At 65.7% G+C, this 13,388-nt stretch carries 13 protein-coding genes; all 13 read right to left on the bottom strand.

The window, feature by feature from the left end; genetic code table 11:
- Window positions 1–81 precede the first annotated feature (81 nt).
- Genes ACODSZ_RS13155 through ACODSZ_RS13215 form a run of 13 tightly spaced genes read right to left on the bottom strand, consistent with a single transcriptional unit; the run spans window position 82 to window position 13,387 of the window.
- Window positions 82–1,326 (bottom strand): beta-ketoacyl-ACP synthase, encoded by a 1,245-nt coding sequence (locus tag ACODSZ_RS13155; protein ID WP_175344196.1) that lies wholly within the window; start codon window positions 1,324–1,326, stop codon window positions 82–84.
- A complete protein-coding gene (gene fabG, locus ACODSZ_RS13160; protein WP_008331599.1) occupies window positions 1,323–2,060 on the bottom strand; it encodes a 3-oxoacyl-ACP reductase FabG in 738 nt (245 codons plus the stop codon). The genes ACODSZ_RS13155 and fabG overlap by 4 nt, the downstream gene beginning before the upstream one ends.
- Window positions 2,057–2,530 carry a hotdog family protein gene (locus ACODSZ_RS13165; protein ID WP_175344195.1) on the bottom strand — a complete coding sequence of 158 codons (474 nt, stop codon included), beginning with the start codon at window positions 2,528–2,530 and terminating at the stop codon, window positions 2,057–2,059. The genes fabG and ACODSZ_RS13165 overlap by 4 nt, the downstream gene beginning before the upstream one ends.
- A complete protein-coding gene (locus ACODSZ_RS13170) occupies window positions 2,527–3,726 on the bottom strand; it encodes a beta-ketoacyl-ACP synthase (RefSeq protein ID WP_175344194.1) in 1,200 nt (399 codons plus the stop codon). The genes ACODSZ_RS13165 and ACODSZ_RS13170 overlap by 4 nt, the downstream gene beginning before the upstream one ends.
- A gap of 13 nt (window positions 3,727–3,739) precedes the next feature.
- A complete protein-coding gene (locus tag ACODSZ_RS13175) occupies window positions 3,740–4,303 on the bottom strand; it encodes a DUF3261 domain-containing protein (protein WP_488927759.1) in 564 nt (187 codons plus the stop codon).
- A complete protein-coding gene (locus ACODSZ_RS13180; protein WP_488927760.1) occupies window positions 4,300–6,714 on the bottom strand; it encodes an MMPL family transporter in 2,415 nt (804 codons plus the stop codon). Before ACODSZ_RS13180 ends, ACODSZ_RS13175 begins: the two co-directional genes overlap by 4 nt.
- Window positions 6,707–7,318 (bottom strand): outer membrane lipoprotein carrier protein LolA, encoded by a 612-nt coding sequence (locus tag ACODSZ_RS13185; protein WP_175344192.1) that lies wholly within the window; start codon window positions 7,316–7,318, stop codon window positions 6,707–6,709. Before ACODSZ_RS13185 ends, ACODSZ_RS13180 begins: the two co-directional genes overlap by 8 nt.
- On the bottom strand, window positions 7,315–7,779 hold the full coding sequence (locus ACODSZ_RS13190) for an acyl-CoA thioesterase (RefSeq protein WP_008331592.1): 465 nt from the start codon (window positions 7,777–7,779) through the stop codon (window positions 7,315–7,317). Before ACODSZ_RS13190 ends, ACODSZ_RS13185 begins: the two co-directional genes overlap by 4 nt.
- Window positions 7,772–9,352: an HAL/PAL/TAL family ammonia-lyase gene (locus tag ACODSZ_RS13195; RefSeq protein ID WP_488927761.1), complete on the bottom strand. Its 1,581-nt coding sequence runs from the start codon at window positions 9,350–9,352 to the stop codon at window positions 7,772–7,774. Before ACODSZ_RS13195 ends, ACODSZ_RS13190 begins: the two co-directional genes overlap by 8 nt.
- A complete protein-coding gene (locus ACODSZ_RS13200) occupies window positions 9,339–10,301 on the bottom strand; it encodes a lysophospholipid acyltransferase family protein (RefSeq protein ID WP_175344190.1) in 963 nt (320 codons plus the stop codon). Before ACODSZ_RS13200 ends, ACODSZ_RS13195 begins: the two co-directional genes overlap by 14 nt.
- Window positions 10,298–11,074: a glycosyltransferase family 2 protein gene (locus ACODSZ_RS13205; protein ID WP_488927762.1), complete on the bottom strand. Its 777-nt coding sequence runs from the start codon at window positions 11,072–11,074 to the stop codon at window positions 10,298–10,300. The genes ACODSZ_RS13200 and ACODSZ_RS13205 overlap by 4 nt, the downstream gene beginning before the upstream one ends.
- Window positions 11,071–12,810, bottom strand: a complete 1,740-nt coding sequence (locus tag ACODSZ_RS13210) for an ApeI family dehydratase (RefSeq protein WP_488927800.1) — start codon at window positions 12,808–12,810, stop codon at window positions 11,071–11,073. Before ACODSZ_RS13210 ends, ACODSZ_RS13205 begins: the two co-directional genes overlap by 4 nt.
- Before the next feature lie 10 nt (window positions 12,811–12,820).
- Window positions 12,821–13,387, bottom strand: coding sequence for a COG4648 family protein (locus tag ACODSZ_RS13215; RefSeq protein WP_034350918.1), 567 nt, complete (start codon window positions 13,385–13,387; stop codon window positions 12,821–12,823).
- Window position 13,388 lies beyond the last annotated feature (1 nt).

Here is a 13,388-nt window from a genome sequence, read left to right on the forward strand (position 1 = left end):
GTGCGAGGGAGAGGGAAATGATCTTCATATCGCTTGTTTTCCTTGTCATGAGAGGAGGCAGAGCAGGCAGAGGAGGGGCGCTCAGGGCCAGCGTCTGAAAATGAGCGAGGTGTTGATGCCGCCGAAGGCAAAGTTGTTCGACATCACGTATTCGCACTGCAGTGCGCGGCCTTGCCCGGTGAGGTAGTCCAGTTCGCCGCAGTCGGAGTCGGGATGCTGCAAATTGATGGTCGGAGCGAACCAGCCGTGACGCATCATCTCGATGGACAGCCAGGCTTCCAGCGCGCCGCAGGCACCCAGAGTGTGGCCCATGTAGCTCTTGAGCGAGCTGATCGGTACGCGATGGCCGAACACGCGTGCGGTGGCCTGGGTCTCAGCCAGATCACCTTGGCGCGTACCGGTGCCGTGCGCATTGATGTAGCCGATGGACGAGGCCGGCAAGCCGGCGTCGTCCAGCGCCATCTGGATAGCCGCCTGCATGGTGGCAGCGTTGGGATTGGTGACGTGGGCGCCGTCGCTGTTGGTGCCGAAACCGACGATCTCGGCATAGATCCGCGCCCCGCGTGCCTGGGCGTGTTCCAGGTCTTCCAGAATCAGGCTGCCGGCGCCTTCGCCCAGCACCAGGCCGTCGCGGTCGCGGTCGAAGGGGCTGGGCGTGAGCTTCGGAGTGTCGTTGCGAACGCTGGTGGCGTAGAGCGTATCGAAGACTGCGGCTTCGGTGGCGCACAGTTCTTCCGAACCGCCAGCGACCATCGCCACCTGACGCGCACTGCGGATGGTCTCGTACGCATAGCCGATGCCCTGGCTGCCCGAGGTGCAGGCGCTGGACGTGGTGATGATGCGACCGGTAATGCCGAAGAATACGCCCATGTTCACTGGCGCCGTGTGGGCCATCATCTTCAGGTAGGTATTGGCGTTGATGTCGCGGGTATTCTTTTCGGCGAACATCATGGCGAAGTCGGCAATCGCATTGGGCGTGCCGGCCGAGGAGCCATAGGCGATGCCCAGTTGGCCGCTCTTGAGCAGAGGATCTTCCAGCAGCCCGGCATCGGCCAGCGCCCATTCGCTGGCGCGGGTGGCCATCAGGGCGACCCGGCCCATGCTGCGCGTGGTCTTGCGGTTGTAGCGTTCGGACAGCGAAAACTCTGCTGCCGGTGCACCCAGGCGGGTGTGCAGGCCGATGTAGTCATCCCAGCCGGGCATGCGCTGCACGGCATTGGTATAGGTCTTCAACTGCGCCAGTGCGCTGGTCCAGTCGGTGCCGATGGGACTGATGCCGGCCATGCCGGTGACCACCACCCGGCGTTCGGTGCGGGGATGCGTCATGCCAGGCCTCCGTTGACCGAGATTACCTGGCGCGTGATGTAGGCCGCATCGGGCGACATCAGGAAGGCCACGGCCGCCGCCACTTCCTCGGGCTTGCCGGCGCGGCGGGCGGGGATCAGTTTGAGGATTTCCTCGACGGGAGCGTCTTCGGTCATGTCGGTATCGATCAGGCCGGGGGCGACGCAATTGACGGTGATGTCGCGCTTGGCCAGTTCCAGCGCCAGCGCTTTGGTGGCGCCGATGACGCCGGCCTTGGCCGCGCTGTAGTTGACCTGGCCGCGATTGCCGATCAGTCCGGACACCGAGGCCAGGGTCACGATGCGGCCCGCAGCGCGCCGCCGCACCATGGGCATGACCAGCGGATTGAGCACGTTGTAGAAACCATCGAGGTTGGTGCGCAAGACGCTGTCCCAGTCTTCGCCGGGCATGGCGGGAAACGCGTTGTCGCGGGTGATGCCGGCGTTGCAGACCACGCCGTAGTAGCAGCCGTGCTGTTCCACGTCCGCCAGCAGGGCTTGCGAGGCTTGCTCGCGGTGGGCGACGTCGAATTGCAGTACGCGGACCTGACGGCCCAGCGCCGCGATCTCGGCGGCTACCTGGTCGGCGGCGTCGCGCCGTGCGTGGCAATGCAGGACGATGTGGTATCCCTCGCGTGCCAGGCGCAGCGCGATGGCGCGGCCGATGCCCCGGCTCGAGCCGGTGACGAAAATGCTGTGTTCTCCCGATGTGGTCATGCCATGCCTTCTTGAAGATAGTGTGTTGCGTCGCGCGGCTGGAACACCGACACGGTGGCTTGCGCCAGTTCTTGTTGCGTCGCCAGGTCGGTGATGCGGCATTCGAAGGAGCCCAGCCCGTTCTCCGCCTGCAACAGCAGTTGCACCGACACCCCCAGGCGCATGCCGGTGGCAAATTCGGGAACTGCGCAGTGATAGCGGCGCGATCCCAGCAGAAAGCCGATCTTGGCGCGACCGCCCTGGCGCAGTTCGTGGTAACCGGCCCAGGCGGCGATGCTCTGCGCCATGTATTCGATGCCGACCCAGGCACCTACGCCGCTGCCTTGCCGGAAGAGGCTGTCGTGGCGGATTTCCAGTTCGGCCTGCAGTTGATCGTGGCTCACCGCCACCACGCGGTCGATCAGGATCATGGGGGCGGCGTGCGGCAGCAGTTGCTCAATCGGCGGGATATCTTGCAGGGCCGGATTCATGTGTCCTCCCGGCGAGAAAACACCAGCGCCACGTTGCTGCCGCCAAAGGCGAAGGAGTTGGAGAGCACGTGCCGCAGCGGCCGGCCCAGAGCTTGCCCGATCGCTACCGGCGCCAGTGGCGGCAGCGCCGGATCAGGCACGCCATCCCACAGATGCGGCGGCAGCAGGCCGTCCGGATTGCCGTCCTGCATCAGGAGCCAGCACAGTCCGGCCTCAACGGCGCTGGCCGCGCCCAGGGTGTGGCCGGTGAAGGGCTTGGTCGAGCTCACCGGCACTGCCAGCCCGAACAGGGTCTCGATGACGTGTGACTCCATCGCATCATTTTGCGCTGTTGCCGTGCCGTGCAGGTTGATGTAGTCGATCTGGTCAGCGCGCAGTCCGGCACGGCGCAAAGCCTGGCTGATAGCCAGTTGTGCGCCCCGGCCCCGGGGATCGGGGGCCGAGATGTGATAGGCGTCGGAGGACTCGCCCCACCCGCTCAATTGCACGGGCGCCGGCTCGCGCGTGAGCAGGAACAGGGCTGCAGCTTCGCCGATGTTGATGCCCTGGCGATGCAGTGAAAGCGGATTGCAACGTTGGGTGCTCACCGATTCCAGTGCGGTGAAGCCGGCAATGGTGAAATCGCACAAGCTGTCGACGCCGCCGCAGAGCACGGCGTCGCAAAGACCCATGTTGAGCAGGCGTGCAGCACTGGCGATGGCCTTGCCGCTGGAAGCGCAGGCGCTCGATTGCACGTAGGCCGGACCGGTGGTGCCCAGCGTCAGTTGCAACGCGGCGGCGGGAGAGCCCAATTCTTGCTGGCCGTAATGATAGCCGGGCGGAAAGCTGCCGCTGCTGGCCCGTGCGGCAAAGGCGGCCTCGCCCTCGGCGATGCCGGAGGTACTGGTCCCGAGCACGATGCCAATACGTTCTGCACCATGGCGGGCGATGGCGGCATCGACCTGAGCACGGATGGGTTGCAGTGCTGCCAGCGCCAGGCGATTGTTGCGGCTGCGTTCGCGCAGGGGCAGATGGCTGTCTTCCGGGAGCAGCGTATCCTCGCTCACGGCGCCCAGTGCCAGTGGCGTGCCATTTGCGTCGACATGGCGTGCATCGTCGCGCAGGCCGCTCTGGCCGGCCAGCAAGCGCGCACGGATCGTCTCGTGCGTGCCGCCTAGCGGGCAGACCATGCCGAGGGCGTTGAGATAAAGGCTCATGCTTGGGGCGATGTCATTCAGAGGTTACCACCGACTGAATCGTCAGCTTGTAGTGGTAACGCAGATTGTTCAGGATCACTTTCCCTCCCCAGCGCCGCTGGTCGGGATAGTCGATCACGGCAATCGTTTCGCCGTGGAGCAGGAGGGTACGTTGAGCCTGGGCTTCGCGCAACTCCCAGCCCTCAGGAAGTGCCTGGCGAATCGCCTCGGTCGGCCAGAGCGTCAGTTGTACGTCCTGCAGCACATCTTCACCTTGTACCTGGCTGGGAAGCAAGGCATGACGCCAGACCTGCAAGCGTTGGCCATCATAGTGAAGCGACATGACGCGCTGGCCGAAGGCCAGACCGACCAGATCGACATGCCCGGGATCGATTTCCAGGGCGGTGTCGAGTTGGTCGACGCGGCTGCCGCGCTCGACCGTCAGATGTTGCTGCAGGCTGATGCTTTGTCCCAGTGCCGCCGGCGACAGTCGCAGGGACAGGCGCGCCGGGGCACGGCCATCGGGCACCATGGGCGCGGCGCAGGCGGCAAGCAGGAAGGCGACGGTCATGGCGGCAAGCAGCAGGGCGGGTTTCATACGGAGTCCTTGACCGGCTGGGCGCGCAAGGTGCCCAGACCGGGATGGGTGAACAGGGGGGCCAGCAGCCACACCAGCAGCATCCCGCACAGCATGGTGAGGCCAAAGGCGTGCAGTGGCGGACTTTTGCTCAACGCCAGCAGGCCGAAGGAGAGCAGTGCGCTGGCGGCCGACAGGCCGACGGTCAGCCAGGCATGTGCACGTTGGTTTGGGGAAGATTCGAGCAGGAAGATGCCATAGTCCACGCCCAGTCCCAGCACCAGCAGTCCAGCCAGCACGTGGAATAGTTGCAGCGGCTGACCCAGCCAGCCGAACAGGCCCAGGGTCAGCAGCGAGGCCAGCAGCGGCGGCGCCAGCGCGCGCCAGGCGCGGCGGCGGTAGCGCAGCGTCAGCAGGGCGAAGATGGCCGCGTAGGCGCAGAGCAGCGCCCAAGCCATCATGATCCGGTATTGACGCAGCACCGACGAGATCTCGCCGACCTTGTCCACCCATTGCACGCCCGGCAGTCCTTCGGCGACGGCGGCCAGTTGGTCGAGCTGGCGATAGTCGGCCAGCCCGCGCAGGGCGACGATGCTGGCGAATTGACCATCCACTTGTCCCAGCCACAGATGGCGCGAGGCGGCTGCGGCCGGGGTGGCGAGGAATTGCGCTGGCGTGATCGGCTGGGTCTTCTCCAGCATGCGCTGGCGCAGCGCTTGCGCCCACTGCGCACTCTCCCCGATGGCGCGGGCAGTCAGGGTGATGGCATCGGGCGCATCGCCTCGGGTATCCAGCAGACTGCGATGCAGCAGGGACAAATTCTCCTGCTGGCGGCGCTGCGAGGGAACCCAGTTGGAGAGCGCCTGTACGCCGCTGATGAGCTTGCGTTGCAGCAGCGGTTGCAGCTTCTCGCGCAGCGCCTCTTCCTGCTGCAAGACGGCCTCGGCCGACGCGCCGCGCACCAGGTAGAACTGTACCGGCGCGGCCATGTCCAGTAACTGGCTGATGCGGATCTGATCCTGCAGCAAGGCAGGTGGACTTTTCTGCAGGGCACGGATGTCGTCACTGCTGTGCAGACGGGCGACCCCGACGATGGCCAGTCCGATCAGCGCTACCGCCCCGGGCAGGACCAGGTGCCAGGCGAAGCCGCCCAGCAGATCAGGCCAGCGCGCGATGCTCTGGCCGAAGCGCAGCGCTTGCGGGGTCGCGCGCAGCGTGTGCGGACCGATCAGTTGAGGGAACCAGCAGATCACCGTCAGCCAGGCAAACACCAGTCCCAGTGCGGAGAACACGGCCATTTGCTGCAAACCGGGGAAGGGCGTCAGGGCCATGCCGAGATAGCCGATCAGGGCTGCCAGCAACATCAACGCAAGCCCCGGCAACAGGCGTCGCAACAGGGCCTGTGAATCCTGCGATGCCGGTGCTGCGAGGCGGGCACAGAGGAAGTAGATACCATAGTCCTGAGCGATGCCGATCAGGCTGGCTCCAAATACCAGGGTCAGCAAATGAATCTTGCCGAACAGCAGCATGCTCACCGACAGCGCACCCAGGCAACCGACGGCAATGGACAGGGCGATGTAGAGAATCGGCTTGAAGGAGCGCAAGGTCAGCCACATCAACAGCAGGATGCCCAGCAGCGAGCCGGCGCCGATGGTGGCGCTCTCACTGCCGGCCTGGGCACTGGCGGCGGCGGCATGCAGGATTACCCCGCCGCTGACGACCTCGCTGGCCTGGTTGTGGGCGGCTCGCTGCGCCTGTGCCAGCAACGGCATGACCTGCTCCTGTGCCTGCATCGACAATGCCGGGGCCTTCAGCTCCAGTAGCAGCAGGACATAGTTGATGCCGTCACGTTCTACGAAGAGCTGGCCATCACGCGGACGTACTGGCGTTTCCTTGGCGCGTTCCTGGACCCACTGGCTGAAGAGTCCGAAGGGATCATCCTGCCAGGCGCCCAGACGCGGTCCGCCGAAAGCACCGTAAAGACCCGCCAGGGCGCGCTGGCTCCATTGCTGTGCATTCCCGACGGCCAGCTCGGCGCGCTGGGTATCGCTGAGCAGCATGGTGCGGCCAGGCTCCAGGCTGTCCAGCCACTGGCTTTGCCACTGCGCAGAGTCACCGCTGACTGGCACGATCAGTGCGGCGTGCCCGCGCAGGACGTCAAGATAGGCCTGTGCACCGGCGCGGGCCCGGCTCCAGTCACGGTCGCCGACCAGTACCACCAGCTTTTGCTGGGCCGCGTCGACCATGTGGGAAAAGGCTTGCTGGCGCACCACATCCTTGCCGTCGGCGCCGGGCAGCAGCGCCAGCATGTCGGTATCGGGACTGGCGCGCTGGCCCAGCCACAGCCAGGCGTTGTGTCCGGCCACCAGCAGCACCGCCAGCAGCCATGCCAGCGCCAACAGGCGCTGCAGGCAACGGCCGGGCTTAGTCAAACAGGGCTCCTTCTTCGGCCGTCATGGCGCCTTCGCCGGTCTTGATGGCCGAAAAGCTGATCTCGGTACGGTCGCCGCTGGCTTCCTGCATGCTGACCTTGTCCACATAGCTGGCACCGGCCAGGCTGATGTCGCCGATGGCCTTGGCCAGGGCCGGCTGGCGTGCCTTGAGCGCGACCTGCCAGTGGCCGTCGCGCAGGCTGCCATCGAGTTCAAAGAGCGTCTCGAGCTGGCTCAAATCCCCTGCCAGCAGCGAGAAGAGGACGCTATTGATCATCTTTACCACCGGTTCCTGTTGCGCATCGAGTTTCATGGCGATGCGGCCATCCTGAATCTGCACGATGGCGTCGCGAGTGATGCGCAGGGTACCGGGGAACGGTTGCAGCGTCTGCCACAGGATGCCCCGGCCCTTGAGCACGCAGAAGCGCCCATGCGATTGCAGTGGCTTCTTGATGCCGGTCAGTTGCTTGGTTTGGTCGAAGCGACCACACATCACGGTCGGTTTGGCCAGCCTGGACTGGATCTGTTGTACCGGCGCAGCGGCCTGGGCGATAGGCGGGATGGCCAGCAAGGCCAAGCAGCAGAGAAGGGAGCGTGCGTTCATGGGGTGGGAGGCGTCAGTCCGAGCTTGTGCCACAACACCGGCGGCGAAACGAAGCACATCTCGTGGTTGTTCATCTGCACCGCCACCTGAACGGTGGAGGCACGGGTCAGGCGCGCGCCGCTGACGGCGTCGCTGATGAGGTAGTCGATGCGCAGGCGGTTTTCCCACTCGACGATGGCTGCGCTGACGCGAATGCGCTGGCCGAATCGCGCCGGTGCGGCATAGCGCAGGTGCAGGTCGATCACCGGCCAGCCATAGCCGGACTCCTTCATGGCGGGGTAGTTGTAGCCGATGCCGTCTAGCAGGGCGCAGCGCGCGGCTTCCATGTATTCGACATAACGACCATGCCAGACGATTTCCATGGGGTCGAGGTCATAGAACTGGATCTGCAACTCAACTTCCCCGCGCCAGGGCGAATTGGCCAGGGTGATCTTGCCCGCAGGCAGGAGGGGGTCAGTCATACAGACTCCATGCCTGGGCGCGCAGACGCTGCAGCAGCCGGCGCAGGTCGGGTTCGAGCATGCGGTCTTCATCAACCACCGCGATGTCTTCGGCCAACGCGGCCTGCATGGCGGCCAGACGGCCGGCCGGCAAGTCCTGCAGCGGCGTATCGCCGGGTTGCTGGCGCTGGCTGCGCAGCCACACGCCCTGGCGCACCGTGATCAGCAAGGCGGCCGCGACCTGTTCGGTCAGTTCCAGCACGCGCAGGCAATCGCGCGCGGCAATGGTGCCCATGCTCACCTTGTCCTGGTTGTGGCATTCGGTGGAGCGCGAGAATACCGAGGCCGGCATGGTCAGCTTGAGGGCTTCGGCAGTCCACGCCGAAGTGCTGATCTGCAGGGCCTTCAGGCCATGGTTGATGGGCGCGCGTTCGCCCTGGGCGCCGGACAGGTTGGCCGGCAGGCCGTTGTTGTAGCGCTGGTCCACCATCAGGGCCATCTGGCGATCGAGCAGGTCGGCGATGTTGGCCACGGCGGTCTTCATGCTGTCCATGGCGAAGGCGATGTGGCCTCCATAGAAATGGCCGCCATGCAGCACGCGCTCGCCATCCGGATCGATCAGCGGGTTGTCGTTGGCGCTGTTGAGTTCGTTCTCGATGAACTGGCGCAGCGACGGCAGGGCATCGTTGAGTACGCCGATCACGTGCGGCGCACAGCGCACCGAATAGCGATCCTGCAGACGCTTTTCGTTGCGGTGCGCCTGGCCGCACGGCAGGTCGCGCTGCAGCCAGGCCGCCACCTGCTGCTGGCCCGGATGCGGTTTGGCCGAGAACAGGGTGGCATCGAAATGGTGGGCATTGCCATCCAGCGTGAAGCTGCTCATGGCCGTGATGCGGGTAGCCAGCTGGCACAGGTAGCGCGCACGGTCGAAGGCCAGGCAGGCCAACGCGGTCATGACGGCGGTACCGTTCATGATGGCCAGCCCTTCCTTGGGACGCAGGCGCAGCGGCGTCAGGCCGGCTGCGGCCAGTGCCTCGGTGGCCGGCACTGTGGCGCCATCGCGCCAGACCTGGCGCTCGCCGCACAGTACGGCGGCGAGGTAGGACAGTGGCGTGAGATCGCCACTGGCGCCCACCGAGCCCTCGCAGGGAATCTGCGGCAACAGATCGTGTTGCAGCAGCGCCGCGATCTGTTCCAGCAAGGCCACGCTCACGCCCGAGAAGCCCTGGCACAGGGAATTGAGCCGGGCCGCCAGGATGGCGCGCGCCTGCTCCGGCGTGAACAGCGCTCCCAGGCCGCAGCCGTGGTAGGTGTAGAGGTGATGCGGCAGTTCCGGCACCAGTTGCGGCGGCACGGTCACCGTGCAGGAATCGCCATAGCCGGTGGTGACGCCATAGATGGTGCCATCCTCGCGCAGCAGTCGGTCGAGGAAATCGGCACCGCGCGCAATACGTGCACGGAAGCTCTCGGCGTCGTGCAGTTGCGCCGTGCGCTCGCGCCGCGCCAGCGCCACCACATCCTCGATGGTGAGGGGCTGGGCGCCGAAGCAGACAGGGGCGCTCTTGGCGGAAGAGGAAACGTCAGTGTGAGGCATGCTGTTCGTCCAGGGCGCAATCGGCCCAGAAATCATAGAAATTGAACCACTGGTAAGGCGCCTGAAGGCAGTGCGCTTCCAGGCGTGCGGCATAGGCTGCCGCCAGTTCGTCCAGCACCGCTGCACGCTGCTTGCGTGGCAGGACGATGCGATCACGGAAGGCTTCAAAGCTGACCTCCGCGCCTTCGGCGCTGCGGCGCGAGAACATCAGGAACACCGGACATTGCAGCAGCGCCGCCATGACGTAGGGGCCGATCGGAAAGGGAGCACTGCGGCCCAGGAAAGGCGCGCGCGCCACCCGTGGCTGCGGCGAGACCGGCACCCGGTCACCGGCGATGACCACGAACTCGCCCTGTGCCACCTTCTCGGCCAGCATCATGGCAGTAGCTGGAGACATGTCGGTGACCTGCATCAGGTTCAACTGACTGGCCGGATCCAGCTGGGCCAGCATCTGGTTGAAGGCCTGGGCGTGGCGCGTATGCACCAGTACCGTCAGTTTGAGGGCGGGATGCTGGCGGCCGATCACGCGGCACAGCTCGAGGTTGCCGAGGTGGGTGCAGATGATGAGTCCGCCACGCCCGGCGGCGATGGCCTCGGAAATAGGCGCGCTACCGTGCAAATGAACGTTTTTGATGGGGAACAGGCCACCCCACAGCAACATCTTGTCCAGCAGGCTTTCGCCGAATGCGGCGAAGTGAAGGAAAATGCCAAAAACCCCGGAGCGCAGCGGCAGCCCGGGACGGTAGCGCCGTACCTGCGCCAGAAAATCGCGCGAGGCCTGGCGGGCAGGTCCATTGGCAGCGATGTACCAACACAGCACCGGATAGAGCATCAGCCGGAAGGGCAGCCGGCCCAGCAGGCGATAGACCGCGAACAGCAAACGCATGCCGGCCACGAAGCTGACTTCGTTGATCTGCGCCCAATGGCGCGTACGGGGTGGATGGCTCATGCGCTGCGCCCGCCCAGGCGCCGCCAGCTGCCGCGCGCCAGCAGCAGCGGCGCGCGCAGCAGCATGCCGAAGAACAGGCGGGCATGCATGCGCGAGATCAGTACGTTGTCCAGCCAGACCTGGAAGTGCGACACACCGTCGGCTGGATAGCGCACCCGCGTGGCCAGGTTGTGTACGCGCAGGCCGCGCCAGTAGAGGCGGACCAGGATTTCGGTATCGAAATCCATGCGCCGCCCGATAGGAGCGCTATCCATCAACTGCAGCGTCGGCGCCAGTGGATAGACCCTGAAGCCACACATCGAATCGGCAATCTCCAGCGACAGCGTATTGATCCACACCCAGATGTGCGTCAGGTAGCGGGCATAGAGCCGGCCCTTGGGTACGCTGTCGTCATAGATCGGTTTGCCGTTGATGACGGCGACCGGAGCCGCCTGTGATGCGGCCAGGAAACGCGGGATGTCGGCGCTGTCGTGCTGGCCGTCGGCATCGATCTGCAAGGCGTGGGTGTAGCCAGCCGACGCGGCATGGCGCAGGCCGGTCATGACGGCGCCGCCCTTGCCCTGGTTGCGGGTGTGGACCAGCAGCGTGACCTGTTGCGGATCGGTGGCGGCCAGTTGTCGCAGCACGGCGGCACAGACGTGGCTGCTGCCATCGTCGATCAGGATGCAAGGCAGCCCGTGACCGCGTACGGCAGCGACCACCGCGCCGATGGCGTGCTCGTGGTCGTAGACCGGGATCACCACCACGGTACTGTGCAAGGTGGATGCGGTCATGCCGCCCCCAGCAGGAAGCGGCCGCTGGCGTGCTGGCCTGCGTCCGAATGCAGACGGAAGGACAACTGCGACTTGGCGGTATCGAATTGCAGGTCCAGCAGCACGCGCATGCCTGGTGTGATGACGCGCTGGAACTTCAAGGTCTGCAGGCCCAGGAAGCGTGGCGGCAGGTTGAAGTAGCGCCGGCCCAGCGTGAGCGACCAGTCGGTCTGCACCACGCCGGGCAGGATGGGTGCGCCGGGGAAGTGGCCGCGGAAGTAGAGCAGGTCGGCGGGGAGGTCCAGCGCCAGTTGCACTTGCCCTGTGCTGCGCTGCAGTTCGGTTACGTTCGGCAATGTGGGCGCACTGCTCTCCAGCAGCGCGGTCAGTGCCGAGAGCGTAACCTTGCCTTGCGAGTTCACCGGCAGTGCCTCCAGGTAACGCCACAAGCGCGGCAGGGCGATGGCTTCGATGGCGCCGGCCAATGCCGTCTTGAGCGCGGCGTTAAGGGCCAGTTTGCCTTGTGCGACCAGCAGGGCTTGACCTTGCGCAGTGGGCACCACGAAGGCAGCGATGAACTGGCGTGCGCGGCGGCCTTGATGAACGATCACGCGCACTTCCTCGACCAGCGGACTGGCGGCCAGCAGTTGTTCGATGCGCGTCAGCGAGATGCGTTTTTCTTCCAGCTTGACGATGCGATCGCTGCGCCCGCGCAGTTCAAAGGCGGCGGGGATGTCTTCCATCAGCACGGCACGGTCGGCCATGCTGAACCAGCCGCTGTCGGGCAGGTGCGGCGAGCGCACTTCCAGTTCGCCTTCGGCGCCGAGGCGCACGGACACGCCGGGCATGGCCTGCCAGTGCTCGCGGCGCTGCAGGAGATCGCTGTCGGGCTGGCGCCAGGCGATGCCACCGGTTTCGGAGCTGCCATAGATTTCCAGCGGACGCTGCCCCAGCAGCCGCGCGGCATCGCATGCCGCTTCGGCCGGCAGCGGACCGCCGGAAGAGAAGATCGCGCGCAGTTGGCGCGCATCCGGTTGCGTGGCCTGCTCGGGCAGGCGTTTCAGATGGGCCGGGCTGGACAATAGCAGCCACGGGCGGTTACCAGCCATGCGCTGCAGATCCTCGGGGAAGAACGCGCTGCCTGCATGCACCGGACGTCCCGCACACAGCGCCCACAAGACCTTGAACAGCAAACCATAAATATGCTGGTGCGATACCGTGGCGACCACTTCGGCCTGGCCCACTGTGGCGCCGAAGAGCGCCTCCAGCGTGGCCACTTCATTGGCCATCTGGCCCAGTTGCTTGGGGATGGCCTGGGCTTGGCCGGTGCTGCCGGAGGTGTAGACCACCAGGCCGGCGAAGTCCGCGCGCAAGGCGGGCCAAGGAGAGGAAGGATCGTCGAAGGAGGCATCAGGAGCGGGCTGCAAGGCCGGCCAATGGACACCGAAGTCGCCGAGGAAACCATCGACCTCGCCGCGCAACTGGCCGCAGGTGTCGGGCAGGGCATCGCTGGGCAGGTAGGCTGTCTTGCCGGCCAGCCAGGTACCAAACAGGGCGGCAGCGAAATGCAGCGTGTCTTGATGGAAGAGGGCGAAACGCTGTCCCGGCGTGGTCTGCAGCAACTGCTTCCAGCGCAGCAACTCGGCGCGCCAGGTGGCATACGTGACCGCCACGCCGTCGCGCCAGCCGATCACGCGTTCGCCGTCAAATGCCTGGAACGGTAGTTGCAGCAGGTCCAGCCTTGTGGTGGCGGGCATGTCGACTGTCTCACGCATGATGCTGGCGCCGGACGTAAAGGCGCACCAGGTATTCGCCGGCAAACAGCGCGCCCATGGCGACGTAGGAAATGACCCCGGTGTACATCGACCACACCGCTGGCGAGGCCCACAGTGCGGTGCCCAGGGCGATGCTGCCATTGACCGCGAAGAACAGGCACCACACCTGGGTAACCCGGCGTGTATAGGCGATCACGAACAGCGGCAGGTCGGGTGAACTCAGGCGTGCCATGCGTTCGATGACGGTAGGCGGTTTGTAGAGGCTGTAGCCGAACAGGGCCAGCATGCCGCCGCTGATGGCTACCGGATAGAGCTTCAGCGGCAGCAGCGCATTCCAGGCCAGGGCCGGCGCGGCCAGGGCCAGCGCGGCCACGCCCATCCAGCGCAGCGGGCGGCTGCTGCGGCTGGTGAACAGGCGCACCGCGGCGATGAGCACCAGCAGCAGGGCCAGCATGCGTGGTTCCAGCTTGCCGTGGGCGTACCAGATCAGCAGGGGATACAGCAGGATCAACAGCGGGCCGGCCAGGGCGGTCAGCCGGGACATCGCGGGAGGTTTCATG

The organism is Herbaspirillum sp. FG34 (assembly GCF_057809315.1).